The organism is Alkalihalobacillus sp. FSL W8-0930, assembly GCA_037965595.1.
Taxonomy (GTDB): Bacteria; Bacillota; Bacilli; order Bacillales; family Bacillaceae_D; genus Alkalicoccobacillus.
This window is the reverse complement of record CP150183.1, coordinates 3,118,729-3,143,882: the sequence shown is the minus strand read 5'-3', so window position 1 is coordinate 3,143,882 and position 25,154 is coordinate 3,118,729. Positions and strand designations below refer to the sequence as shown.

Here is a 25,154-nt window from a genome sequence, read left to right as displayed (position 1 = left end):
TAATATCTGGAAGAAAGGAGGAAGTTGATGCAAACACTAGTAGCACCCGAAGTGGTTGGGGCTAAACTTGTTGAATGGTACAGTTGCATTGTAGCTAATGACATTGAACAGGCTGAAGAAAGCAAGACAATCGCTGAGGAAATGCTTACTCAAATGAGAGAACATGAAACAGTAATTAATCATTATAAGCTGATCTTATTGAGCCACGACTTGATGCTTAAAAAGTTGAACACTGAAGTATCGCCTGAAGAACTTGAGAGAATGAAGATTGAAACAGAAGCTTCAGATCAAAGGTTAAAATACTTATACTATTATATGACGGCTCAGTACGAAATCTATAAATCAAGATTTAAATCTGCTCTCAGAATTTTCAAGATAGCTCACAATTACCTCAACCATACAAATGATAAGTTTGAAATAGGTGAATTTTATAGTAGATATGGGTTTTGTTATTATAGATTAGATGATTATGAGAATTCTATAAAATTCATAAAAAAAGGCTTAGAGGCACTCGAGGGTAATAGAAAATTTGAGGAAAGATATCTAAAAACCAAACTTCTAATTGCTTATATAGCAACTGAATTAGAAGATTATAAAAAAGCGGAAAACGTTTATACTGAAATATTTAAATGTTCTCACTCTTATCCTCGTCTCCACACAATGGTAAACAGAGGATTGGCGCTTAATCGAATTAGACAAAGGAAATTTAATGAAGCAAAACACTTCTTGCTTGAAAGTCTAGAAGTAAAAGAGATTAGTGGCACAGTTACCGAAGTGCAGAACAAGTACAATCTAGCTAATACAATGTTCAGATTAGGCGAGTCTAAGGATGCAAAAAAACTCTTAGACCAAGCAGAGGAAAAGGCCTTAGAGTATAACTTGGTTGAGCAAATTGCTAAGTCTACGATTACTAGAGGACTTTATCAATATAGTCGAATGGATATGGTAGAAGAAGGCTTACAAGTACTCTACAGTAACGAATTATTTTTTGAGTATTCCGAGATGGCTCTTGAAATAGCCGATTTCTTTGAGGGTAAAAAAGATTTCGAAAACGCGTTTAAGTATTTAAAGAAGCATAAAGAAACACCAACAAATAAAAATATATTGGAGGAGTTAATATGAAAAGAAAATTTTTCGTAACACTAGTAGTATTGAGTGCAGTGAGTCTTGTGGTATTGGGGCAGGATGTAGATACAACATCATTCATTTCTTCACTAGATAAAGGCGATTACTAAAATTGAATTAGAACTATTCACCTAAAACTGTAAATCTTAATGGATTCTACAGTTTTTTTTATGATGACCCTAAAAAAGGAGCCTCACCATGCCAACCCCATTCCGCACGCGCGCTGGCGCCATCATTGTTAATGATCAAGCTCTCTTATTAATCGAATATCAAGATAAACAAGGGATTCATTATAATCTTCCCGGTGGTGGAGTGGAGTCAGGTGAATCGATAAAGGATGCAGTAAAGAGAGAGGTGAAGGAAGAAGCCTGTATAGATGTGAGTGTTGGCGAGCTTATAACTGTGTACGAATATCTACCGCAGCAAGCCTCATTTCGTTATGGTGATATTCCGTCACTTCAGTTATTCTTTCTCTGTGAGATGGCATCAGAACAAACCCCTTCTTTACCGAGTGAACCAGATCCATATCAAACGAGTGTTGTCTGGGTTCCTCTTCACTCTTTACACACAATCAGACTATTACCAGATATTGCAGACATATTAATTAAGACAATAGAAAACCAATGTTCCATTCCGTTCATCCAAGAATCATATCTCAACAATCCCTTCTTATAAACCGATAAAAAGGAGGAAGGGATTAGGGATACTTGCTGAATCCTGGTTGAGCACTTGACCATGTTCATAGACCTTGAAATACATAGGAGGTCTATTTTTTTGTATGAACTGGACATGAAAAAGGAGTAATAATTGATGATGAGGGAAGAAGCTCTTTCGTTTGCTTCCAGTCTTGCTAAGGCATTAGCAGAAGCGAAGGGCCACACTCATTTTCTGAAGACGTTTGCGAGTTTTATGAGACGTTATTCTAGAGATGAAGAATCTTTTGACAATGCCAGTACGTTTCTTTATGAAATGGTTAGGGAGTACCAAGAGTACCTTTCAAATCTTTGTGTGAGTATTGAACAGTTACGTGAACGTGTAAAAGAGCACCTTTTTGTAAATGAAGAAGAGAAGATTCTGTTCGTTGTTGAGATAAATGCTGTGTTATTTGCATTGCGGAAGGTACATGAGTCCGTTGAGAAAGCTACATCAGCTCTAGTGCTCACAGCTGTGGAAACGATCCTACAAGATACGATTGCCTATGTTCCATCCATTCCAGATGATTGGGTCGTGTCTAAAAAAGGGACAAGCCTTGAAGTAAAGCGTTTAGATTTTAAAAAATCATCATAGTTGTACAATTTATTGAAAGTAATTGGATACTTTTTCTATTTAATATTCGTTATTTTTATATTTATCTTACGATTATTTTTAGGTAAAATAAAAGAAGTGATTAACGAAGGGAGAATAGAACCATTTTGTACACCGAGAGAGATGCATTAAAACAACGAATGGAACAAATTTTTGAAGAACGAAAAGCAAGCGCAGAAGAGTTTAACGTGATTTATACACGTTTACGCGAGCTTGACCTTCGTGATGGGACTTCTGAATCGTCTTCTTATTCAGAGATTAAACCAGATGTATTGCCAAGAGACCAACAAAGACCAGTACGCGCAAAACGAGATATAATCGAACCATTTATTGTAAAAACTCTAAAAAATTCAAATCTTTCTTTAAATGCAAAAGAAATTGGCGCAGAGCTGGAGCGTAATAATATTGTTTATAATGAAAGCTCTCTCTACGTGATGTTAAATAAAATTGTAGAAGAAAATGAATACATTACAAAGCCTTATCGTGGCCGTTATGCCTATGAAGGACCAAATGAGTAATAAGGATAAAAAGCAAAAAGACGAATCCCCGATTGCGAGGATTCGTCTTTTCTTATGTCTTGCGTTTAAACATCCACTTATTATAATAGAAAAATTTAGCCGGCATTCCGCCAAGTTTGAGCAAGACTTTTGCATCCTTCTGCATGCGAGGATTTGCTTTCACTTTGGAATCAGCAAGATAAATGGCATAAAGCCCACGTTTGATTAAAAGGTGGAAGGAGGCATCGGGCAATTTCTTTAACCTAGAGGTCGCCTCCTGATCAAGTAATTGAACTCTGTTCACAAGATCATCTCGGCTTTCATAGTAGCTGGTAAAGTTCATCTCGTCCTCGGCCCGGTCTTCTTCTTGGTCGATAAAATAATCGAGCATAATATGAAGTCCTTGTAGCCATGGGAAATAAGCTTCTTTGATTTGCTTTGACTCCTCTTTTGTACGAACGTCTTTTGCCGCGTAGGCAGCTAGACAATATAATCCTAATGTCGAGGCTGTTCCACAAGCAAATTCGTACCAACGCATAGAAGGTGCGAGATGTTTGTTTGTTTCATAAAAATGCATAAGAAGTGGTTCTCTTAAGCTTTTTTCAACGTGCTTATATACCTGAAAATCAATATAAAATTGAGAGACTTCTTTCATATCTTCTTGCATAGTAACGAACCCAGGGAATGTTTTAATGGTTTCGCGGCAAGTCGTTACAAGCTTCTTTAAGTACCCTCCGTCGTCAAATGGCTGACGGTGCTCATAGTAATCAGAGAAGGGCTCTCCTGGACTCAAACTGTCTAATAAGGCATGATGAATAGAACGGAAGTCGTCCTGGTTGTGCCGATCATTTTTATCACAAAGCGTGTCTAAATAGTCACAGATGCTTTGATAAGCAACCATAAATTTGATGTATGCATCCTGGTTCTCACCAGCTAAAAAGCCGAGGATGCTACCGCCTTCACAGTGAAAGGTCTTATCACTAATTGTCCAGGTTGCTTGTTCTCGTATCTCTTGATCAGGAATTTGGTTGCCGACCTCTTTCCAGTCCTTAAGATGCTGCCTGGCTTTTGGTATGGTTTCTTTTGATGCTCGCAGAAGAATCTGAAGCGAATTCGAGGGAACTGTTGTACTCATGTGTAGAACTCCTTTTGAATAATGAACTCTCTTTAGTCTATCATCCACGATGAAGCAAAATATCACAAGTAAAATGGTGCATCGATTGTTAATTTCTTATTCTAACAAGAAAAGGGGAGAGCAAATGAAGATCTATTTAAGTGGATTTGGTTCTGTAAGTCGCGCTCTACTAGAACTCATACTAAGTAAGAAAGGTGAGTATAAGGCAAAATATGAGTTAGATCTGAAGGTCGTTGGTGTAATTGCAAGAGAAGGGTTACTCGAAGATCAGAACGGCTTAGACTTAAACGGGTTGCTTCAACAGGAGTCTGGGTCAAAGGGCATACTCGCTTATGCTCAATCAAAAGACCTCTCCCTGCAAACGGAGTATACCTTTGTAGGCGATCTCTTCGTTGAGTGTACGCCTTCTCATCATGCTCACGGAGAACCTGGTTATACATATATCAAGCAGGCGATACATGATAGACTACACGTGGTCTCTGTATCGAAGGGAGCCCTTCTTTATCATTTTCAGGAAATCATGAGCTTGGCTGCGTCCAAAAACAAACAGGTTAAGTTCAGTGGCGCCGTAGCAGCGGCATTACCTACATACGATATCGCGGATTATTGTTTAGCAGGAACAACGATTACAGAGTTAGCAGCTGTATTAAATGGGACAAGTAACTTTGTGCTGTCTCATATGATGGACTCAGGTCTTCCCTTTTCAGAGTCGCTTAAAAAGGCTCAAGAACTTGGGATTGCCGAGTCAAATCCGGACAATGACATAAAGGGAATTGATAGTGCGAGTAAATTAGTGATCCTTGCGAATAGCTTGTTTAACGGATCATTTTATATGAATGACGTCTCCATTCAAGGAATCACCAGTGTGACACATGAGGATGTGGAGGACGCCACTCAAAAAGGGTATACCGTTCGTTTAGTGGCAAGGGCAACGTATGAGGATCATCAACTTATTCTATCTGTGAAGCCTGAGTGGTTAACGAATGTTCATCCGTTGGCCAGCGTTCATGGTACAAATAAAGGAATCGTCTTTACGACAAAGGAAATGGGAGAACTCGTTGTAGCAGGAGGAGCGTCGAGCCCTGTTGGAGCAGCAAGCGCGGCGTTAAAGGATATCATCAACCTACATCAATCAATTTGACTCGCTGGGGGCTCCACTTTGTTGAAACTAGGTTTCATAAAAGTGTCTACTAGTCAGGTATCAGGACATACAGTATGATAAACGTACATTCTGATCACCATACTAATTATAGACAATCTAATCATAACAAAAAGGAGCACCATCCTCATGAGTGACACTAAAATAGACAAACGCGGATTATCAAGTATAGAAGAGAAGGTTCAAATGATTCCATTGGAAGTAGGGGCCATTTACTTAGTTGGACCGATTCAGCTTCCTGTTAATTTATATGGAGAAACCGTCACATTCCAATGGTATTGCTGGTTGCATTGTCAGGAGGTTACGGAGGATTTTGACCGGATGCTTGAAAAGCTTTCTGGTGATAACCTGGCTGAATTTCAACAATCAAGTGTGTTAACCTATGGAGACTTTGCTTTTGACGAGGATGCCATTATTCGTATGCATTCAATCTGCCACACGGGCGATATTTTTGGCAGCAAGCGATGTGATTGCGGCTTCCAGCTAAAACAATCGATGAAGATGATTGCAGAGCACGGAACAGGTGCATTATTCTACCTGGCTAATCATGAAGGACGCGGCATTGGGTTGTTCAGCAAAGCTATGGCTTATATTTTACAGGAAGAAGGGTTAGACACGGTTGAAGCCAACCATGCCCTTGGATTTGTCGATGACTCTAGAAATTATGATGATGTGATCAAGGTTCTTCACACACTACGTTCAAAACCAGTGACGTTAATGACAAATAACCCCAAAAAGGTTGAAGCTCTTAAGAACGCTGGACTTCCTCTTAAAGGAAGAATGCCTTTATGGGGTGATGTGTCAGAGTTTAACAAAAAGTACTTAGATACAAAAGTGAGTCGTTCTGGACATCTTCGCGAGGATGAGCTTACTCCGAAAGAATGACAAAACATTAATGTGGATAGTGAAACACGAACACAGCACAATATCCGCTCCAGGAGAATCCCTCCCACCCGCGGGGTACGGCCTCAGCCCCTTCGCGGAAAGGGCGCCGCTACAGTGTCTTCACCACGTACTTTTTTCGTAGGAGTGTCGGGTTCACACCCGCTCATTTTGTGAACCATCGAATGGCGAATGATTCTCTCGTTGAATCATTCGCCATTCTTTCTTAATTGATCACTTTGTCTCAGGTTTTATGTGAGTGATGGAAAATCGCTTTTTTGTCTAATTAAAGCGAAGCATGCTACACTAAAGAAAGATTGAACATTCATATAATTTGTTTTGTTTGTGGGAAAGAGGGATGATGAACATGAGTAAGGTGAACGGGGAACGAATCTGGGACAGGCTTATGACACTTGCAGAAATCGGAGCAACAGAGGATGGAGGTGTCACAAGATACTCCTATACGGATCTTGAAGCACAAGCGAATGAACGTGTTAAGTCTTTTATGGAAGAGGCGGGTCTTGAAACGGGGTACGACTCGGTGGGAAACCTGTACGGTGTGAAAAAAGGGAAAAGTGATGAGACGATCCTCATTGGTTCACATGTTGATAGTGTGCCAAATGGGGGGAATTTTGATGGACCGCTTGGTGTGTTAGCGGGGCTTGAAGTTCTTGAATCTTTAACTGAACAAGGCATCGATCTTACACATACAGTCAAAGTCATGGCCTTTAAGGATGAAGAAGGATCTCGTTTTGGCTTAGGGATGATTGGTAGCAGAGCCGTTGCTGGCATTTTAACGTTGGATGAGCTTACGATGAAGGATGCAGATGGAGTGAGCATCAAAGAAGCGATGAAACAACAAGGCTATCACCCTGAATCCATTGCGGATGCGACATTAGATAAAGTGCGTGCTTATATTGAATTACATATTGAACAAGGAAAGATTCTCGAGCAAGCAGGTGTTGCAGCGGGTGTTGTTAGTGGAATTGCAGGTCCTTGTTGGCTTCGGTTAAAATGCACCGGTGAAGCTGGACACGCGGGATCAACACCAATGAATCAGAGACGTGATGCGTTGGTAGGAGCCAGTTTAATTGTTGCTGAGATTGAACGGATTGCCCGCTCCACTCCAGATTTAGTAGCGACAGTAGGTCAAATTCAAGTAAAACCAGGTGGGACAAATGTGATTCCAGGTTATAGTGAATGGACACTGGATCTTAGACATGTGAAGGAAGATGTACGCAATCAGGCAGAGGAAAGAATAAGAGAAGCAGCAGACAAAATTGCAAAAGAGCGTGGGCTTACATTAGAGATTGAAGAGCTACAACGGATCTCTCCTGCTCCTTGTGCAGAGGCTATTCAGGAGACGATTAAAGAAAGTTTGATTGAGGAAGGTATAGAGCCAGTGACATTACCAAGTGGAGCAGGTCATGATGGCATGCAATTTACGGGGAAGTGGCCAATGGGTATGATCTTTGCTCGCTCTAAGGATGGAATTAGCCATAACCCAAAAGAATGGACAAGCAAGGAAGATGTGCAAACAGCAACCTCTGTCTTGTATCGAACGTTACGTACGCTTGATAAGAAAGAACAACTTTAACGCAAAAAGGGCGATACCACATAGGGTGACGCCCTTTTTTTCTAGATTTCTTTCCCTCTTCTTCTCCACATCCGGTAGACGCTATAAACCACAAGTAAGAACCCTCCGTAGTAAAGCCCAACAAATAATAAGTCACCTGGATTGGTAAGGAGTGCATTGCCAACGGTGGCGAAAAGAATCATCGATGGAATTTTTCCTAAGGTGGAAGCGAGCGCATAGACCCTGAGTGATACATTGCTTAAAGCAAAATAAGCATTTGCCACAATGGAAGGAATAACGGGAATCAATCTACTTATAAAAATTGTCATAAATGCATTTCGTTCAAAGATCTCAGTTAGCTTCTCAACTGATTTATAGCGCGAGAGCATCCGTCGACCCCAGTCCTTAAACCCAAACCGAATGGCGATAAACATAAGGATAGACGCAAGGGAAGAACCCACCCAAGTCACAAAGCTTCCTAGTGCCGGTCCGAATATAACTCCGAGAATTCCTCCAATAATGGGGTAAGGAATAACGGGGAATAACGCAAATAAAGTTGCGGACATGGTCGTCAGTATCACCGACCGCTGACCATAATCCTGAACCCAGTCAAGTAAGTTCAGGCGATACACATATACAAGTGCACCAATTAAAACAAAAAAACAAAGAACTGCGATTTTACGTTTCATAAGTCACCTCTTACATTTACATCCTCTTAGTGTATCAGATCTTACGTATGCCGATTGTTTATGTATGTGACAGTCCCATGACGCAAGTGCCAATAGGCGGCGGGAGAAGAGTATGGTATTCTTTATGGGTGAAAAATGAAAAAGCAGGTGACGTAAAGTGAAAACAAATCAGCCTAAGGTTGTAGTTATTGGAAGTATAAATATGGATATGGTCACGCGGGCCGATCGTTTTCCCAAGAAGGGTGAAACGATTTCTGGAGGGAGCTTTTATCAGCTTCCAGGAGGAAAAGGAGCCAATCAGGCTGTTGCATGTGCAAGACTTGGAGCAACAGTAAGTATGGTTGGAGCAGTTGGTGATGACGCAACAGGGAAAATTCTTCTCCAGCAGCTTCAAGATGAAAACATTCAAACAGACTGGATTCAGGTGATGAAAAACGAAACAACAGGGATTGCTCAAATCACGGTAGCTGAAGAAGACAATCAAATTATCATCGTTCCAGGAGCAAATTTTTCCATAACCAAAAGTCATATAGATGCAGCAAAAGAAGTGATACAAGCTGCTGATTTAGTTGTCATTCAGCTTGAGATTCCGATGGACATTGTTGAATACGCAGCAGAAGTTTCTTCAGGTTTCGGAGCGAAGGTGATCCTAAACCCGGCACCGGCTCACAAACTACATGATACATTACTTTCCCATGTTGATTATCTGACGCCAAACGAAACAGAACTGATGCACCTTACACAGCAAACAAGTGTAACAGAGGGAATAAACGCGCTCTTACGTGATGGGTTGCAAGGTGTGATTGTGACTTTAGGAAGTGAAGGCGTTCAGTATATGGAAAAAGAAGACGAGGAATCTAAAGTGGTGAAAGGTCGCTCGGTAGAGGTTGTTGATACAACGGGCGCAGGAGATACATTTAATGGAGCATTAGCGTACAAATTAGCGAGCGGTGCAGACATAACGAATGCGATTGAATTTGCAAACGCAGCCGCGGGCTTATCCGTCATGCGATTCGGTGCGCAAACGGGTATGCCTACACTGAATGAAGTTAAAGAGGTTTTATAGAGAAAAGAGGGCGAGACATAACCTTAAATCGACGATTAAAAACACGAACATAGCACCACATCCGCTACAGGAGAATCCCTCGCACCCACAAGAACGGCCTCAGCCCCTTTCGCGGAAAAAGCACCGCTACAGTGTCTTCACCGCGTTCTGTTCCGTAGGAGTCTCGGGTTCTCCTTACGCTCGTTTTCTCAAAATATGAATGGCGAATGATTAGACGGTCTATTCATTCGCCAATTTTTTGTCGATTTTTAGTTTTGTCACACCCTCTTTTTTGTACATTCTCTAATACTTTTCGGCTACACCATGTAGCTTGTCTGCTCATTTTCCCAACTACAAAGTCATAGGTCGCTCGTCCATTTTATGCAAATCCACGTTATAATCAATGTATAAAGATTCATTGGCAGACTAAAACTTGGAGGTGCTTGAATGTATCAGACAACCCAACCTGAGACTCCTTTTGCGGAATTCTTGTCTCAACATGAGATTACTCAACAGAGAATGGCTAATATGTGTGGAGTGAGTCGTGAAACAGTACGTAGACTTTGCAAAGAAGACAGGGAGCCAAGTGTAAGAAGCGCAAGACGAATCATCATTACGCTTCAAGACATGAACTATAAAGTAGATTTTGATACCTTCTGGGACTTATAAGCATTCATGAAGATAGTCGGAAACAGAGAGTTTAAACGTACTTAGCTGCTCCTGCCAAGTAGGACTTGAATCGTTGGTAAGTGATTCAATAATACTCTCAATTAAAAAAGTACGAGGTTCGTTCTGGACAAGCTCATCACTGAGAAAGTCCAAGCGTTCCTTGTGCTTTTTTAGTTCGTCTTCATTCGAGCTTTTCATAATCGATTGCTTTAATTGAAATAGGTCACTTTCTACCTTTTCCTTTAATGTATCCATCTTCCTTGTCGCTTCAGGTACCCACTTGTCAAGTAATACTGGATCTAACAGCTGTTCTTTACTTTTCGTTACTTGAGAAACTAATTCCACTAATCGGTTCATGCAATAATAAACGACCGCTTCCCGATCTCGCCCCGTTTGTCCCTGTGAATGATTGTGATATCTAAAATGCATATACAACATACCCGTAACCATAACCGCACAATCGAGTAAGTATGGAGCGGATTCCTCGTCAAATATGTCCTTTAGCCGGTGGTGCATCCATTTCAACTCATATAATTGATGCTGACGAATGTACTGCTTTAACTCTAAGTCATCAGAAAAGAAGATTTCCTGAAATAATGCGAACATCTTATATTCCTCTAATAACTTAATTTGAAGAATGACTTGCTCTTTCAAGGTTTCAAGGTCCTTTGGATTACGATAGAGCAATACTTCGTTTCTTGCTTCTTCAATCTTATGGTTAAGCCATTGAAAGACGGCTAGAATAATATCACTTTTAGATGAGAAGTATTTATATAAAGTCCCTTTAGAAATGGAGCTTCGATCCAGGATGTGTTGAATGGAAGCTGCGCGAAATCCTTTCTCAGCAAATACCTGATGTGCGCCCTCAATTACGTCTTGTCTGCGGTTGTTCATTTTGACCACCTCTTCCATTAATAAGAGTCCATGATTTAGCTAAAAAAAGCAAGAATCTCTTGTTGCTTTTTAGAAAAGACAGGAGTAATATATGTTCAGTATAACGCTGGTATAAAAAAATGAACAGTCGTTATGGAGGGGTATAAATGACAACATTAGAAGAAACAAAACGTCCTCCTTATGGCATTATCGTTATTTTGCTATTAGGAGCTTTTATTTCACTTTTAAATGAAACCTTGCTAAACGTAGCTCTACCATCAATTATGAATGACTTTGAAGTAACAGCTTCAACGGTTCAGTGGTTGGCTACAGGTTATATGCTTGTAAATGGGATCTTAATTCCAATTACTGCATTTCTGATTCAAAAATTCTCGGTACGTGGCTTGTTCCTCACAGCCATTAGCTTGTTTACACTAGGGACATTAATGGCCGTCATCTCATGGGATTTCCCGGTGCTATTATCTGCTCGTGTGGTTCAAGCTTCGGGTTCAGCGATCATGATGCCGTTGCTCATGAATGTCCTGTTAAACGGATTTCCGATTGAAAAACGTGGAGCTGCCATGGGGATCTTTGGTCTAGTCATGATTTTTGCTCCAGCTATTGGTCCAACGTTATCTGGATTCTTAATTGAACATTATTCATGGAAGATGCTTTTCTACGTAACATTTCCGATTGCTTTAATTATTTTAGTTGTGGCGATCTTCTTGTTACACGATAAGAAAGAATCAATGCCAATTAAGCTGGATGGTTTATCGGTGGTTCTTTCAAGTATTGGTTTTGGTGGAATTCTTTATGGATTTGGATCTGCTGGAGACAAAGGATGGAGTGCGACAGAAGTGTACCTTACGTTGATCGTAGGGGGAATTGCATTACTTGTATTTATCCTTCGTCAATTAAAGCTGGAAGTACCTATGCTTGAGTTCCGAATTTATCGTTATCCAATGTTTGCTCTGTCGTCCATCATTTCAATCACCTTAACGATGGCTATGTTTGGAGCCATGCTTTTACTTCCATTATATGTTCAAACCATTCGTGGAATTTCTCCGTTAGATTCAGGGCTTCTTTTATTACCGGGGGCCTTACTGATGGGTATTATGTCTCCGATTACTGGGAAGTTGTTTGATAAATATGGAGCAAGAGTGCTGGCTGTAACAGGACTAACTATTACGATTCTAACGTCTTACATGTTCAGTCGTTTAACGATGGACACAACGTACACAACGTTGATGTTACTTTATACAGCGAGAATGTTTGGAATGTCTATGGTGATGATGCCGGTTATGACAAATGGATTAAATCAGCTTCCAGCCCGATACAATCCACACGGCACAGCCATGAATAATACATTGCAGCAAGTATCAGGTGCGATCGGTTCCGCACTACTTGTAACCATCATGTCGACTCGCACAACAACTCATGTTGATGAATTAGCAGGCTCCGGCTTAGTTGGTCAAGACCTTGTTAACCAAGCAACGGTTGAAGGAATTAATGACGCATTTCTATTAACTGTGTTTGTGGCGCTTATTGCCCTTGTGCTTTCATTCTTTATGAAACGCAGTAAGCCCGGAGAAGATTTCCGTGACCAAAAGGTCGCTACAAAGGAAAAAGAAGAAGAACAATCAGATATGGAACCTGCTTCACAGGTTTAACGTAAAAAAACACCTCATTTTATGGAGAAATCCAATAAAGTGGGGTGTTTTTTTGCTTCATTTGTTATCTGATTGCTTCGTTTGGTACGTGTTCCACCATTCGAGTAGGTCAGGATAATCCTTCCATTCCACACGTGCTGCCTCATTCGTTCGATCTCGGTCAATTTTAACGAGATGTGTGTTCGTTGAAGTGGTCGCTGCATACCAATCATTTTGAGGGAGAGCTGTAATGGTATGTACTGTTTCTCCTAATTTATCAATTGTATGACTAATCCAATGCGGATCTGAATCTGCTGTGTACCAATCTACGTTCAATAACCGTTTGGTACGGATCGAATGGTGAAGTGGGGGTGCGTCTGCCTCAGGAAAATGATAGCCCTCTGCTGGTTCTTCGGTCTGTGACTTTGTTTGGTGCTCACTAATTAAGTTCGCATGAAAATGTGTGAGATCGATCGCTGACTGTTTTGCCAAAAGGTGATTTGTTATAGATTGCTGTTCAATTAGTTCACTTAACCCAAACAAAATAAATCCTATAATAAGAAAAGATAAGGCAAGGCATAGTAAAGCAAATAAAAATGAACCAAAAAACTCAAATATAGCTCCAATACTTGTTAGATGATACATAAAGAGTAGAATAGTTAATCCACCTACACATAATGAGATAATACCTAGGATGAAGAGAAGACGAGCGATGAGGTTGATTTTCTTCATTCTGAAGCTCCTTTTCTATGATTTATCATATTTTATCATGTAAAGTAAAATTTTAGTGGAACTATATTTTGTTTTTCTGAGATATTATGTAATTGAATGTTCTTGATGAAGAACGATTTGTTCGTTATAATATTTTATACATACTTTTATAAATGATCGTGAACGCTACCAAAGAGTGTAGTAAAAAGGGGGATAAAGAGATTTATGATTGATTACTTAGTGAATATATTGCCCGATCTTACTGAGCAATCACCAAGTGAAACAGAAGCGGTCAAGCTCCTTCAAAAGTCTGAAGAAAGTGGAGTCAAAACATTAATTGCCGCACCTATATTACGATTGCATCAGGATACAATCTCGCCTGCTGATATAAGAGAACGAATAAGCTTATTAAATAATGTAGCAAAAGAACAAGACTTAGCCATTCGTGTAGTCCCGGGTCAAAGCATCCAGCTGGACGATGATCTTTCCAGTGCTTACACGGAAGGTAGACTCCTTACATTAAATGATACTCAGTATATGCTTATTACATTAGGGGGCGAGAGACTTCATCCCCGCATTTCAGATATTTTATATAACTTGCAGTTACAAGGAGTTAAACCGATTCTGGCACACCCAGAACGGCATAAAGAGATTATTGAACAACCGGATTTACTCTATAAACTAGTAAAAGCGGGAGCTCTGGCACAACTAAATGCCTCTAGCTTTACTGGAAGAGTAAGTGGGTATACACGAAAGTTCTCTGAGCAACTAATTGCTAATCGTCTTGTGCACTTTTTAATGTCGTCCTCAATACAATCAAAAACGAGAAGTAGCGATTTTACAAAAGCATTTGATACCTTGTACAGACAAGGAGATGGCTCAGGCGCTACATACTTTGAGCAAAATGCCCAACGACTTATAAATGACTACAGCATCTATGCGGAAGAACCACTACGGGTGAAAAAGAAAAAGTACATGGGACTGTTTTAAATAGATTTTTAAATTGAAAATGAATGTAAGCGCAACCTAGCTATTGCTAGGTTTTTTGCTTTGAGCGAGTGGTAGCAAGTAGAAGAGAGAGTATAGTAAGAAAGGTAGCTTTAATACAACGGGATACGTTTGGAATACATTGAGGAAAGGGCAAATACATCGGATTAATCATGAAATACAACGAGGAAAAGGGAATTACATCGTTTCGAGCATCAAATACATCGAGAAAAAAGCAAATACATCGGTTCAAGCATGGAATACATCCACCCACAAAAAAACAGCGGATAAGATGTTCCTCTGAACATCTCACCCACTGCTCCAAACGCTTAATAGTTATTAATAAAGTCACGTAACGTATTGGTTACATCATTATTTTCAAATAATCTTGAGAAACCATAGTGTGTGAACAGAGCCATCCCTACGCACCAAACGACAAGTGAGATGGTCATCCATATAGCGGTTTTTATTTTGCTTCCACTTAACGACATCGCAATAATCGCAGTGAGGTGACTTCCAACGGTTGGACCGATTAAGCATAAACCTGGCAAGCCATACTTATTAAAGACACGTTGTGCACGCTCGCTTTTTTTGGTTTTTTCAGGTTTGCCTTTTTTAATTCGTCTTCTCTCTCTCCAGCCTTGAATGGCTTCGACAAAAACGATAACTAGTAATACAGTTAGTAAGTTCCCAATGAACGCAATAATGGATGTTAAATAAGGATCTAATCCAGCCACGTAACCAACTGGAATGATCGCAGGGGCTTCAAAAAAAGGAGTAGCAGCTAGTAAGAACACGATTAAGTACGCAATAAAATAACCCATATGTATACCTCCAATAAACTAATCTTTGATAAGAATGGTTGATACCATTTAGTTTTCGCTTATTCACCTCTCTTTTTTAACATCATTCCCTCTAACTCTAGCGAAATCATGGGAACTTGTATATGTTTTTTGCAAAATTTGTACAAGTTTCTTTTTCCTGTATAGTATATGAATGCGAATGGATGTATATGACATTCAATTTCCGTCTTTTGCGTATAAAAAGTCGTAAAAACTCTTATTTTGACTTTAAATGAAGAATAAATCCGAACATTATCTTGCCGAACTATCAGATCTTATGTATAATATGACTTGTAAGTGATTTTCATTATCCTCATAGTAGGTGATGGTGTGATATTGCAATCAAATGAAACAAAGAAGTTATTAGCGCATCTTTATAACGAGGTATCAAAGGAAATGTTCGGAGTGGGAACCACCTTACTCAAGGTAACCATTGAGAACGACATTATTACTTTTCAAGCAAAGCATCGGCGGTCACCCCGTTCAACTGCACTTGAAGGAGAGGTACCTAGTTTAAAACAAGAAGTGGATTTTCAACTTTCCCTTCTATATAAGAAGAAGCTCTTACAAAAGTTAAATGAACAGACTGATTTTCCAATTGATGTTGTACTGCGTGATTTTGATGCAAGAACACAGTGGGCATTTACGAACATCATTCTAAAATAAGGATTTCTTGTTCGGATCTATCTGAAGAAGAAACCGTCATATGTTAGACAAGCGTAACCGAATCTTTGTACACAAGGAAAAGGGACTCTTGTAGAATGCACGATTATTCTGCGAGAGTGTCTTTTTCTTTTTTTATGGGAACTTTTAGCTTGAGCTGGGAATCCTATTCTTTATAATCCAAAACTAGATCATTCGGAGGGTATAAAAATGAAAAAATTGCTTGGTGCATCAACAATCGTTGCTTTATCTACTATTGCTTTAACTGCTTGTGGAAGTTCAGATGATTCACAAGGTTCAACTGGCTCCCCAACTAAATTAGTTGTTTCAACATGGGGTTTCTCTGAAGACTTTTTTAGAGAAGAAGTATACGCACCCTTTGAAGCTGAACATAACGTTGAAATTGTTTTAGATATAGGAAATAACGCAGAGCGTTTAAATAAGATTCGCCAAGGAACAGCTGATATTGATGTGGTTTATCTGTCTGATTTTTACGCACAACAAGCCATTAATGATGATTTATTTGAAACGATTGATCGCAGCAACATTCCAAACCTAGATGAGATCTATGATATTGCAAAAGCACCACTTGGTGAAGACTACGGTCCAGCTTATACGATTGGCCAATTCGGGATTGCTTATAACAGCGATGAAGTAGATGGAGACATCACATCTTGGGCAGATCTTTGGGATGCAAACCTTGCCAACAACCTAACAATCCCAGGCATTACAACAACAACGGGTCCAATGTTCTTAGATGCTGCGTCTAAAGTAGCTGGTGAAGATTCGTTTAATGAAGATGCAGCGTTTGCGAAGCTTGAAGAGCTAACTCCAAACATTGTAAAAGAATACGATAAGACATCTGACTTTGTGAATATGTTCTCTCAAGGTGAAATCGCAGCAGGACCATTTATGGAAATGTACTTTAATGACTTAAAAGAAGCGATTCCAGCTGCTAAATTTGTTGCACCGAGTGAAGGCGGCTATGCTGTTATGAACACTGTGAACATTGTAAAGGATAGTAAAAACAAAGAATTGGCTGAAGAATTCATCAACTTCCAACTCAGTCATGACATTCAGGAAACAATGGCTAAAGCAAAAATTGATTCTCCAGTTAATACAACGGTTGAGTTAACGGATGAAGAAGCTGAAGGAATCACGTATGGTCAAGACGTGATTGATGGATTAAATCAACTAGACATGGCTGAAGTAAACGAAAACTCCGCAGGCTGGATTGAACGCTGGAATCAAGAGATTGCGAAGTAACTAAAAAAGACATAGGGCGCCGGATACAACTTGTCGGGCGCCTTCTTGTTTGTAGAGGTGAATAAAATGACTCGGAATGTACTGATTGATGTGGATACAGGTGTAGACGACGCGCTTGGTTTATTACTCGCCATCCATTCAGATGAAATGAACGTCAGAGCGATTACTACCGTTAACGGAAACGTAGCACTTGAGACGGCAACCTTAAATACGTGCAAAATTGTTGAGATGACAGGTGCGATGCATATCCCGGTTGTACCGGGTGCGAATCAACCTTTAAAGAGATCAACTCATTTTGAGCACCGGATTCACGGAGCGGACGGAATTGGTGGGGCGCTAGCAGACATGACGCCTACAAAAAAGCCTGAGCACGCTTATGCGCCGAGCTATATGATTGAGCTTGCTAAATCGTCAGAGAAACCTTTGACTTTTATTATGACCGGACCCTTAACGAATTTGGCAGAAGCTCTTCAACTATGTCCCGAGCTTCCAACCTATGTGGAAGAGGTTGTTTTTATGGGTGGTGTTGTGAGTGACATGGGAAACATTACACCAGTCGCTGAGTACAACATGTTTGTGGATCCTGAGGCAGCTAAGATTGTCTTAGACGCTGGCTTCAAAAAGCTCACTCAAGTGGGGCTTGATGTGACTCGAAAAGCGCTCTTAACAGAAGCGCACTTAAAACAGCTTGATGGAACAAAGTACGGAGAGTACATCAGACAAAGTACGTCAGATTATATGAAACGTTACATTGAACGCAATGGGGTAAAAGCATGTGCGATGCACGATCCACTTGCCGTAGCTGTAGCGATTCAACCAAACCTAGTGAAAAAGAAAGAACTGTATGTAGATGTAGAAACAACAAGTCGAATCTGTGATGGCCAAACAGTATGTGATTTTCAAAATCGTCTTGGACAATCACCTAATGTCGGAGTCAGTCTTGAAGTCGACGCAGATGCTTTTCTTGACCTGTTTATTCAAACAATCCGCATACCGATGGAGGAGGGAACAGCGTGAAGAAAAAATATATTTACTTATTATTGCTACCGGGTGTCTTGTTCTTAACTCTGTTTATGATCGTTCCATTGGCATTAACGTTTGCAGGAACGTTTTCTGATGCAGGAAGCTTTTCCTTTCAAGGGTATCTGAACTTCTTCCAAAATGCTTACTTTATGGAGATCCTTTGGACAACCATTCGTGTCAGTCTATTAACGACCCTTTTCTGTATTATTCTTGGATTTCCCGCAGCCTACTATATCTCAGGATTACGCGCACGCACAAAAGCACTCATGCTTTTACTAGCTGTGTTTCCGTTATTGGTTAGCCCGGTCGTTCGCTCGTTCAGCTGGATGATTATTCTTGGTCGAAATGGACTACTGAATCAATTTCTACTCGGAGTAGGCATTCGTTCAGAGCCACTCGAGATTATGTATACACCAATCGCCGTGAATATTGGTTTGGTGCATCTGTTTCTACCATTAATGATTGTGACATTGGTTGGGATCTTAGAGAATGTTGACCGTAATTTACTTGAGGCTGCAGAAAGCTTAGGAGCTTCAAAAGTCACGATCTTCCGGAAAATTCTTCTGCCACTTTGTGTGCCAGGACTAATGATTGGCTGCACACTTGTGTTTGTAGGGAGCTTTACAGCATACACGACGCCTGCCTTACTCGGTGGGAATCAGCGCGTGATCTCTACATTCCTTTATCAAAATGCTGTGACGTTAAATGACTGGCATGTTGCATCGATTGTAAGTGTCATTATGATCGCTGTTACGGTGTTATTCATCTTAATCATTAACAAAATTGCACTGAAATTAAATCCGAGGGGGTAGAGGTTGATGAAAAAGAACTGGGTCTTAGCCCTTGTTACGTGGTTGGTTTTTGCCTTTTTAATTGGACCGCTGGTGATCATCTCTATCACTTCCTTTGAACCAGGCAGTGTTTTGAAGTTTCCACCAGAGGGCTTCTCACTTAATTGGTATGAAAACATCTTTAAAGTCTCGATGTTTTTAGAAACCTTTAAAATATCTATTCTTGTTTCACTCGCTGGAAACTTGATGGCATTGCTTATAGGAATACCGGCAGCTTATGCCTTAAGTAGATATGATTTTAAAGGAAAGCAGCTGTTAAATGCCATTTTTATCTCGCCTGTATTAATACCAGGGATTGTTCTTGGTTTTACCTTTTTACGATACATTATCGTTTCTTATGGACTTCCGGTTTACGCTGGTCTTTTCATCGGTCATACGATTATTATGTTGCCATTTATTATCCGCGTGATTTCTTCCAGTTTGTCTAACTTTGACTTCTCGATTGAAGAAGCGGCTTTAAGTTTGGGTGCAGGCCATGTGGAAACATTCTTTAAGATTGTTCTCCCAAATATTCGTTCAGGGATTATTGCAGCCGTATTAATCGCATTCCTTGAATCGTTTAACAACGTAGACATCTCTGTCTTTATGACTGGACCTGGATTTAGTACGCTACCGATCCAAATGTTGACGTACGTTGAAAATTACTTTGATCCAACGATTGCCGCAGTGTCTGTTCTACTGATGATTTTGACGGCTGGCTTAATGTTCTTCATCGAGCGATTAATGGGTGTCGCATACTTTACAAAACGATAATTGGAGGAATCATCAAATGGCTTTACTTACATTAGATCAAATTTCAGTTGCCTATCAAAAACAAGACATTTTGAAGGACTTTCATTTAGATATTGAAGAAGGAAAACTTATTTCTTTACTTGGACCTAGTGGTTGTGGGAAAACGACAACTCTTCGTTTGATTGCGGGATTTTTAGAAGCAAAAGAAGGTCGATTCACATTTAAGAACAAAGACTTTACTCGTGTACCTGTAAGTAAACGAAACTTTGGCTTTGTTTTTCAAAACTATGCGTTGTTTCCGCACATGACCGTGTTTGATAATGTGGCTTTTGGATTAAGACTACGCAAAAAAACAACGGCAGAAACAAAAAAGCTTGTCCAGGAAATGCTTGAGATTGTAAACCTTTCAGGCTTTGAGCAACGCTTCCCACAGGAGTTATCTGGTGGTCAAAAGCAGCGTGTGGCCATTGCAAGAGCCCTTGTGATTAAACCGGATCTTCTATTGTTTGATGAGCCGTTAAGTAACCTAGATGCGAACTTGCGTGAAAGCATGCGAGTGGAAATTCGTCGCATTCAGCAAGAGCTTGGAATTACAACCGTGTATGTGTCGCATGACCAGGAAGAGTGCTTCTCCATTTCCGACCAGGTAGCGATCATGAACAAAGGTGTAATTGAGCAGCTGGATCAACCTTCTACGATCTATTCATATCCAAAAACGAAGTTCATCGCTGATTTCATCGGGTTTAAGAACTTTATTTCATTTTCAGATAAGCAAGAAGCTGAAGGTGGATTTGTGATGAAGGCTCAAGGGCTGGATTTTCATGTGGCTGAGGCGAAGCAGGCAGCCAGTCCGCAAAGTATGATCGGGGCCATTCGTCCAGATTACCTGAGCATCTTACCATTTAAAGGGGAGCTACTTTCTCCAAACCAGGTGAACGGCCGTATTAAAGTGAGTACGTTCCTTGGCCGCAGCCACCAGTATGTTGTTCAAACAGATCTTGGCGACTTCACGATTAATCAAGAAAGCGCACAGACACTCACTTCTGGTGAACAGGTAACCGTTCATTTTCCAAAAGAAAAGCTTGTCTTAGTTGATTAATGGAGGAGAGGGATAGCATCATGCAGATAGATACACTCATTGAACACGTAAAAGTGTTTAACAGCTATGAGAAGAGCTTCAAGACAGCAAACGTTGCAATTAAAGACGGAAGATTTATGTATATCGGTGAAAAAGATACGAGTTACTTTCAAGCAGAGCAGCATGTAAATGGTCACGGCTATTACATGGTGCCTGGTCTTATTGATATTCATCTTCACATTGAAAGTACAATGGTGACCCCTGCTACATTTTCTCGTGCATTGATTCAAAATGGCGTCACAACGATCGTTCCTGAACCGCATGAGATGGCCAACGTGTTTGGAGTAACAGGTGTAACGGAAATGATTGAAGCTAGTAAGCAATGTGAAATCGATATGTTTTATTCGATTCCGAGCTCCGTACCTGCGACTTCTATGGAGACGACCGGCGGTTCTATTGAAATAGAAGATATTGATCATTTAATGACATTAGATCAGATCATTTGCTTAGGCGAAATTATGAACTATGTAGATGTTATCTCAGAGGGCGACAATAAAACCAAACAGCTTCTTAAGCACATGAGAACACATTATCCGGAGACAATTATTGAAGGGCATGTACCAAAACTTCTAGATACAGATTTACATCGGATGATTTTTGCTGGTGTGGATTCTGATCACACACATCAAACAATAGAAGGTATGAAAGCTCGAATAGAAGCTGGCATGTTTATTGAAATTCAAGAAAAATCAATGACACCTGAAGTGATTGAATACTTATGCGAGCATGACGTTAGTGAGCATTTCTGTTTTATCACAGATGACGTAATGGCAGATGATCTTGAAGAGAAAGGGCATCTTAATCATATTGTCAAAAAAGCAATGAGTATGGGTATGAAAGCAGAAGATGTGATTTATGCCAGTACGTACACACCTGCTAAACGCATGAAATTGCAAGACCGAGGTGTGATCGCACCAGGTAAAATAGCTGACTTTTGTTTGCTTTCAAATTTAGAAGAATTTGAACTTGCGGCTGTGTACAAGTCAGGCGTCTTAGCCAATCAAAACGAAGCTGCCAAAGTCGGTGAAAAGCAGTTTCCTGAAAACTTTTACAAAAGTGTTCAGCTTGAAACGTTAACGTCAGAAGACTTTAATGTACATGTAAACAAAGAGGATGGATCCTACACGGCCCGAATTATGAAGGTGCAAGATGGATCAACGTTTACAGCCGAAGTACACGAGTCAATCGACGTTCAGAATGGTCTGCTACAATGGCAGGATACCGAGCACTTATTAATTGCTACATTTGAACGGTATGGAAAAGGTGGAACCAGAGCACATGGTTTAATTACAGGAGATATCATCAAGCACGGTGCTGTGGCTACTACCTACTCCCACGATAATCATAACTTACTTGTTGTGGGGGAAAACATTGAAGATATGAAGCAGGCTGCCAATGAAGTGATTGCAATGCAGGGCGGGATCTGTGTTGTATGGGAAGGGAAAGTTCAGGCGAGAGTTCCTCTTCCTGTTGGAGGAATTCTAACCGAAGAGCCTCTTGAGCAGCTAGCCGCACAAGTGAAAGAGCTATGTGTCGCTTTACGAGAGCTTGGCTATAAGCACTATAACCCGATCATGTCGATGAGCACATTATCATTACCGGTGAGCCCGGCATTAAAAATTACGGATCACGGTTTGATCGATGTGAATGCAGGAAAAGTGGTTCCATTGATTCTTGAGAAGGTATAATGCGCTAAGAACAAGTCTTGAATGAAAAGACTTGTTCTTTTTTTTATTGTTAGATCTTCTAACGGGTATAATACGGCTGAGGTAAGCGGAGGTCGGTGCCCTACCAAACCTTTTAGATAAATGAACTAAAGAAGCGCGTACCCTTTGTGCGAACCATCCAATGCGCCATAAAACCCTCTAAGCTAAAATGAGTGATAATTCGAAATAAGGGAGTGGGAGGATGGAGCCACAAAAGGTTACCCCATTAAAGATCAAAAAGAAAAATAGTTGGAGCATGCCGCATATCTACGTGCTATTATTTTTAATTAGCGGAGTCGCAGCTATTTTAACGTATATTGTACCAGCGGGTTCGTTTGAGCGTGTAGCCGGCCCAAATGGAAGGGAATCAATTGATCCTGATTCATTTACTGAGATTGACGCATCGCCATTATCATTCATGGATTTTATGTTAGCCATCCCCCGAGGCATGCAGGATGCTAGTGAAATTATCTTCTTTACCTTTATTATTGGTGGGACGTTTATGGTGCTTCGGAGAACAGAAATCATTGAAATAGGGGTAGATCGCCTCGCTCGAACCTTTAAAAATCAGAGTATTCTTGTTATTCCTGTGCTGATCTCATTGTTTGCTATGATCTCTACTACAATCGGGACACCAGAATTATCATTAGTCTACATACCTGTTTTAATACCATTATGTATTTCCTTAGGCTATGATTCGATGACTGCGGCGGCGATTGCTTTAATTTCAACAGCACTCGGCTTTACAGCAGCGGTGATGAATCCAGGTACAGTTGGAATCTCCCAGCAGATCGCTGGGTTAGAAATCTACTCCGGGTTTCAATTACGACTCATCGTCTTAGTCGTTATTGTTATCATCGGAAGCATCTATGTGATGAGATATGCGCGAAAGGTAAAGAAGGATACGGCTCAAAGCTTAACGTACGATGAAGACAAAACGAATCGCCGAACGTATAAGGATGCATTAAATCAACCGTTAAAAGATATGAACAAACGTCAGCTGTTTGCTATTCTATCCCTACCGATCTTTGCTGCTGTTGTCTTTTACGGCGTTACACAGCTAGGGTGGTTTATGCTTGAGATGTCGGGACTATTTATCTTTATGGGGATTATTGTTGGATTGATCGCAGGGCTGTCTTTAACGAAAATATGTGAAGCCTATACGGAAGGATTTCGAGAAGTATTAATGGGTGCCATCATTATTGGGATTGCTCGCTCTGTGGCTATCGTGCTTGAGGACGGCCAAATCATGGATACACTCGTTTATGCACTCGGCTCCGTTGTTGGACATTTTCCTAGTACGCTAAGTGCAATTGGCATGATGGGCGTGCAACTAGTGATTAACTTCTTCATCCCATCAGGCAGTGGACAAGCACTTGTTACGATGCCAATCATGGCTCCTTTATCTGATATGTTAGGTGTCACGAGACAAACGGCCATTCTAGCATTCCAGTTCGGAGATGGTTTTGCTCATATTCTTTTTCCTACCTCTGGCTACTTTATGGCTGCATTAGTTATTGCAGGAATTAGCTGGGCAAAATGGGTTCGCTTTTTCCTTCCGTTATTTATCATCTATATGGCAGTAGGGGCAATGTTCCTAATTTATGCGCAAATGACAGGCTGGACAGGATAATTGTAAGAAATGACGTTGGGCAAATGTGCCTAACGTTATTTTTTTGCAGGGATTATCTTTTCTTTATGGAATTAGTAGTATTTAAGTTACTGTTTTTAGATAACGGGTATATAGGAAAGTATTCGTACATAACAAGATAAACTATTTTAAAAATAAAGGTGGCTTCTACTATGACTTCGCTACAATCAACCATTCCATTATCCGATGGTCACACGATCCCTATCTTTGGCCTTGGTGTATATAAAATGACCGATGAGGAAGCGTCTCTGGCAGTCCATAAAGCACTGAGATATGGATATCGCTTAATCGATACAGCTGCAATGTATGAAAATGAACAAGCAGTTGGAGAAGCGATTCGAGAAGCGGTAGTTCAAGGCATTCCAGAGGATGAGATTTTCATTACGACTAAGGTATGGAAAACAGAACTCGGGTTTGAGAAAACAAGGCAGGCCGTGCTTGCAAGCTATGAGAAATTGGGATTACAGACGATTGATCTAGTTCTCATTCATTGGCCAGGAACGGAAGAGGAAAATGCAGAGAGCTGGAGAGCTCTTGAAGAGCTTGTGAACGAGGGCAAGATTCGATCGATTGGGGTAAGTAATTTCTCAGAAGAGGATCTTAAGAAACTGTTTAGAACAGCCAACATCAAGCCGGTTTTAAATCAAGTGGAGCTACATCCCTTACTCTCACAAGAAGGTCTACAAGCGTTCTGCAAAGAGCATGAGATTGTGTTGGAATCCTGGTCCCCACTAATGAGAGGAAGATTACTAGAACATCCACTGCTCTCAGAGATAGCAGAGAAGTACAACAAGGAAACGGCTCAAATCATTCTGAGATGGAACGTTCAGAGAGGCATTATTCCAATTCCAAAATCAAGTAAAGAAGAGCGAATCGAATCGAACGCAGATATTTTTGATTTTAGTCTGACAGATGAAGAGATGAGAAAGATCTCTGCAATCAATGAAGATAGAGGATTCCACGGGTGATAGAAAATGAGA

At 40.4% G+C, this 25,154-nt stretch carries 25 protein-coding genes; 20 read left to right on the top strand and 5 right to left on the bottom strand.

The genetic code is table 11. The features are described from left to right. Positions 1-27 precede the first annotated feature (27 nt). From NSQ54_16510 to NSQ54_16495, 4 genes are all read left to right on the top strand, one after another. Complete coding sequence (locus tag NSQ54_16510; GenBank protein ID WYP25906.1) at positions 28-1,122, top strand: hypothetical protein; 1,095 nt, start codon at positions 28-30, stop codon at positions 1,120-1,122. A 201-nt stretch (positions 1,123-1,323) separates the two neighbouring features. Continuing rightward, the gene (locus tag NSQ54_16505) at positions 1,324-1,800 is read left to right on the top strand and encodes an NUDIX domain-containing protein (protein ID WYP25905.1); all 477 of its coding nucleotides are present in this window, start codon (positions 1,324-1,326) and stop codon (positions 1,798-1,800) included. Positions 1,801-1,935: 135 nt separating this feature from the next. Continuing rightward, on the top strand, positions 1,936-2,412 hold the full coding sequence (locus NSQ54_16500; protein ID WYP25904.1) for a hypothetical protein: 477 nt from the start codon (positions 1,936-1,938) through the stop codon (positions 2,410-2,412). A gap of 125 nt (positions 2,413-2,537) precedes the next feature. Next, positions 2,538-2,948 carry a hypothetical protein gene (locus NSQ54_16495; GenBank protein ID WYP25903.1) on the top strand — a complete coding sequence of 137 codons (411 nt, stop codon included), beginning with the start codon at positions 2,538-2,540 and terminating at the stop codon, positions 2,946-2,948. A 52-nt stretch (positions 2,949-3,000) separates the two neighbouring features. On the opposite strand, the gene NSQ54_16490 is transcribed toward NSQ54_16495, so the two are convergent. Further along, positions 3,001-4,062: a tetraprenyl-beta-curcumene synthase family protein gene (locus NSQ54_16490; GenBank protein WYP25902.1), complete on the bottom strand. Its 1,062-nt coding sequence runs from the start codon at positions 4,060-4,062 to the stop codon at positions 3,001-3,003. Positions 4,063-4,186: 124 nt separating this feature from the next. Here NSQ54_16490 and NSQ54_16485 point away from each other — a divergent pair, with 124 nt between their 5' ends. The 3 genes from NSQ54_16485 (at position 4,187) to NSQ54_16475 (ending at position 7,700) form a co-directional block, all read left to right on the top strand. Next, positions 4,187-5,203: a homoserine dehydrogenase gene (locus NSQ54_16485; protein WYP25901.1), complete on the top strand. Its 1,017-nt coding sequence runs from the start codon at positions 4,187-4,189 to the stop codon at positions 5,201-5,203. 147 nt (positions 5,204-5,350) lie between these two features. Further along, entirely contained in the window at positions 5,351-6,106 is a 756-nt protein-coding gene (locus NSQ54_16480) for a GTP cyclohydrolase II (protein ID WYP25900.1), read from the top strand. 364 nt (positions 6,107-6,470) lie between these two features. Then, positions 6,471-7,700 carry a Zn-dependent hydrolase gene (locus tag NSQ54_16475; protein ID WYP25899.1) on the top strand — a complete coding sequence of 410 codons (1,230 nt, stop codon included), beginning with the start codon at positions 6,471-6,473 and terminating at the stop codon, positions 7,698-7,700. 41 nt (positions 7,701-7,741) lie between these two features. On the opposite strand, the gene NSQ54_16470 is transcribed toward NSQ54_16475, so the two are convergent. Then, on the bottom strand, positions 7,742-8,368 hold the full coding sequence (locus NSQ54_16470) for a TVP38/TMEM64 family protein (GenBank protein WYP25898.1): 627 nt from the start codon (positions 8,366-8,368) through the stop codon (positions 7,742-7,744). A gap of 157 nt (positions 8,369-8,525) precedes the next feature. Between NSQ54_16470 and rbsK the strand changes: the two genes are divergently transcribed. Further along, positions 8,526-9,434, top strand: coding sequence for a ribokinase (gene rbsK, locus NSQ54_16465; GenBank protein ID WYP25897.1), 909 nt, complete (start codon positions 8,526-8,528; stop codon positions 9,432-9,434). Positions 9,435-9,860: 426 nt separating this feature from the next. Continuing rightward, on the top strand, positions 9,861-10,082 hold the full coding sequence (locus NSQ54_16460) for a helix-turn-helix transcriptional regulator (GenBank protein ID WYP25896.1): 222 nt from the start codon (positions 9,861-9,863) through the stop codon (positions 10,080-10,082). On the opposite strand, the gene NSQ54_16455 is transcribed toward NSQ54_16460, so the two are convergent. Continuing rightward, on the bottom strand, positions 10,077-10,976 hold the full coding sequence (locus NSQ54_16455; protein WYP25895.1) for a TetR/AcrR family transcriptional regulator: 900 nt from the start codon (positions 10,974-10,976) through the stop codon (positions 10,077-10,079). The genes NSQ54_16460 and NSQ54_16455 overlap by 6 nt on opposite strands. A gap of 146 nt (positions 10,977-11,122) precedes the next feature. Between NSQ54_16455 and NSQ54_16450 the strand changes: the two genes are divergently transcribed. Then, the gene (locus NSQ54_16450) at positions 11,123-12,625 is read left to right on the top strand and encodes a DHA2 family efflux MFS transporter permease subunit (protein ID WYP25894.1); all 1,503 of its coding nucleotides are present in this window, start codon (positions 11,123-11,125) and stop codon (positions 12,623-12,625) included. A 57-nt stretch (positions 12,626-12,682) separates the two neighbouring features. Here the strand turns inward: NSQ54_16450 and NSQ54_16445 are convergent, their stop codons facing one another. Next, entirely contained in the window at positions 12,683-13,336 is a 654-nt protein-coding gene (locus tag NSQ54_16445; GenBank protein WYP25893.1) for a hypothetical protein, read from the bottom strand. A 204-nt stretch (positions 13,337-13,540) separates the two neighbouring features. On the opposite strand from NSQ54_16445, the gene NSQ54_16440 reads away from it, so the two are divergent. After that, positions 13,541-14,305, top strand: a complete 765-nt coding sequence (locus NSQ54_16440; protein ID WYP25892.1) for a CpsB/CapC family capsule biosynthesis tyrosine phosphatase — start codon at positions 13,541-13,543, stop codon at positions 14,303-14,305. 326 nt (positions 14,306-14,631) lie between these two features. Here the strand turns inward: NSQ54_16440 and NSQ54_16435 are convergent, their stop codons facing one another. Beyond that, positions 14,632-15,126: a small multi-drug export protein gene (locus NSQ54_16435; GenBank protein ID WYP25891.1), complete on the bottom strand. Its 495-nt coding sequence runs from the start codon at positions 15,124-15,126 to the stop codon at positions 14,632-14,634. A 351-nt stretch (positions 15,127-15,477) separates the two neighbouring features. On the opposite strand from NSQ54_16435, the gene NSQ54_16430 reads away from it, so the two are divergent. From NSQ54_16430 to NSQ54_16390, 9 genes are all read left to right on the top strand, one after another. Then, a complete protein-coding gene (locus NSQ54_16430) occupies positions 15,478-15,810 on the top strand; it encodes a DUF2294 domain-containing protein (protein WYP28580.1) in 333 nt (110 codons plus the stop codon). Between the two features lie 207 nt (positions 15,811-16,017). Continuing rightward, entirely contained in the window at positions 16,018-17,073 is a 1,056-nt protein-coding gene (locus NSQ54_16425) for an ABC transporter substrate-binding protein (GenBank protein WYP25890.1), read from the top strand. Between the two features lie 66 nt (positions 17,074-17,139). Next, complete coding sequence (locus tag NSQ54_16420) at positions 17,140-18,090, top strand: nucleoside hydrolase (protein WYP25889.1); 951 nt, start codon at positions 17,140-17,142, stop codon at positions 18,088-18,090. Then, the gene (locus NSQ54_16415; protein ID WYP25888.1) at positions 18,087-18,908 is read left to right on the top strand and encodes an ABC transporter permease; all 822 of its coding nucleotides are present in this window, start codon (positions 18,087-18,089) and stop codon (positions 18,906-18,908) included. The genes NSQ54_16420 and NSQ54_16415 overlap by 4 nt, the downstream gene beginning before the upstream one ends. 3 nt (positions 18,909-18,911) lie before the next feature. After that, entirely contained in the window at positions 18,912-19,700 is a 789-nt protein-coding gene (locus NSQ54_16410; protein WYP25887.1) for an ABC transporter permease, read from the top strand. A gap of 16 nt (positions 19,701-19,716) precedes the next feature. Then, positions 19,717-20,778, top strand: a complete 1,062-nt coding sequence (locus NSQ54_16405) for an ABC transporter ATP-binding protein (GenBank protein ID WYP25886.1) — start codon at positions 19,717-19,719, stop codon at positions 20,776-20,778. 20 nt (positions 20,779-20,798) lie between these two features. Then, positions 20,799-22,505, top strand: coding sequence for an adenine deaminase C-terminal domain-containing protein (locus NSQ54_16400; GenBank protein WYP25885.1), 1,707 nt, complete (start codon positions 20,799-20,801; stop codon positions 22,503-22,505). A 220-nt stretch (positions 22,506-22,725) separates the two neighbouring features. Further along, complete coding sequence (locus NSQ54_16395) at positions 22,726-24,156, top strand: YfcC family protein (GenBank protein ID WYP25884.1); 1,431 nt, start codon at positions 22,726-22,728, stop codon at positions 24,154-24,156. Between the two features lie 170 nt (positions 24,157-24,326). Continuing rightward, complete coding sequence (locus tag NSQ54_16390; GenBank protein ID WYP25883.1) at positions 24,327-25,142, top strand: aldo/keto reductase; 816 nt, start codon at positions 24,327-24,329, stop codon at positions 25,140-25,142. Positions 25,143-25,154 lie beyond the last annotated feature (12 nt).

What these genes read in the sequence shown, in the direction of transcription:
- NSQ54_16460 (WYP25896.1), top strand. Translation starts at nt 9,861, where the DNA reads ATGTATCAGACAACCCAACCTGAGACTCCTTTTGCGGAATTCTTGTCT.
- NSQ54_16490 (WYP25902.1), bottom strand. Translation starts at nt 4,062, where the DNA reads ATGAGTACAACAGTTCCCTCGAATTCGCTTCAGATTCTTCTGCGAGCA.
- NSQ54_16420 (WYP25889.1), top strand. Translation starts at nt 17,140, where the DNA reads ATGACTCGGAATGTACTGATTGATGTGGATACAGGTGTAGACGACGCG.
- NSQ54_16500 (WYP25904.1), top strand. Translation starts at nt 1,936, where the DNA reads ATGATGAGGGAAGAAGCTCTTTCGTTTGCTTCCAGTCTTGCTAAGGCA.
- NSQ54_16480 (WYP25900.1), top strand. Translation starts at nt 5,351, where the DNA reads ATGAGTGACACTAAAATAGACAAACGCGGATTATCAAGTATAGAAGAG.
- NSQ54_16485 (WYP25901.1), top strand. Translation starts at nt 4,187, where the DNA reads ATGAAGATCTATTTAAGTGGATTTGGTTCTGTAAGTCGCGCTCTACTA.
- NSQ54_16510 (WYP25906.1), top strand. Translation starts at nt 28, where the DNA reads ATGCAAACACTAGTAGCACCCGAAGTGGTTGGGGCTAAACTTGTTGAA.
- NSQ54_16450 (WYP25894.1), top strand. Translation starts at nt 11,123, where the DNA reads ATGACAACATTAGAAGAAACAAAACGTCCTCCTTATGGCATTATCGTT.
- NSQ54_16440 (WYP25892.1), top strand. Translation starts at nt 13,541, where the DNA reads ATGATTGATTACTTAGTGAATATATTGCCCGATCTTACTGAGCAATCA.
- NSQ54_16505 (WYP25905.1), top strand. Translation starts at nt 1,324, where the DNA reads ATGCCAACCCCATTCCGCACGCGCGCTGGCGCCATCATTGTTAATGAT.
- NSQ54_16405 (WYP25886.1), top strand. Translation starts at nt 19,717, where the DNA reads ATGGCTTTACTTACATTAGATCAAATTTCAGTTGCCTATCAAAAACAA.
- NSQ54_16400 (WYP25885.1), top strand. Translation starts at nt 20,799, where the DNA reads ATGCAGATAGATACACTCATTGAACACGTAAAAGTGTTTAACAGCTAT.
- NSQ54_16470 (WYP25898.1), bottom strand. Translation starts at nt 8,368, where the DNA reads ATGAAACGTAAAATCGCAGTTCTTTGTTTTTTTGTTTTAATTGGTGCA.
- NSQ54_16455 (WYP25895.1), bottom strand. Translation starts at nt 10,976, where the DNA reads ATGAACAACCGCAGACAAGACGTAATTGAGGGCGCACATCAGGTATTT.
- NSQ54_16390 (WYP25883.1), top strand. Translation starts at nt 24,327, where the DNA reads ATGACTTCGCTACAATCAACCATTCCATTATCCGATGGTCACACGATC.
- NSQ54_16445 (WYP25893.1), bottom strand. Translation starts at nt 13,336, where the DNA reads ATGAAGAAAATCAACCTCATCGCTCGTCTTCTCTTCATCCTAGGTATT.
- NSQ54_16475 (WYP25899.1), top strand. Translation starts at nt 6,471, where the DNA reads ATGAGTAAGGTGAACGGGGAACGAATCTGGGACAGGCTTATGACACTT.
- NSQ54_16435 (WYP25891.1), bottom strand. Translation starts at nt 15,126, where the DNA reads ATGGGTTATTTTATTGCGTACTTAATCGTGTTCTTACTAGCTGCTACT.
- NSQ54_16395 (WYP25884.1), top strand. Translation starts at nt 22,726, where the DNA reads ATGGAGCCACAAAAGGTTACCCCATTAAAGATCAAAAAGAAAAATAGT.
- NSQ54_16425 (WYP25890.1), top strand. Translation starts at nt 16,018, where the DNA reads ATGAAAAAATTGCTTGGTGCATCAACAATCGTTGCTTTATCTACTATT.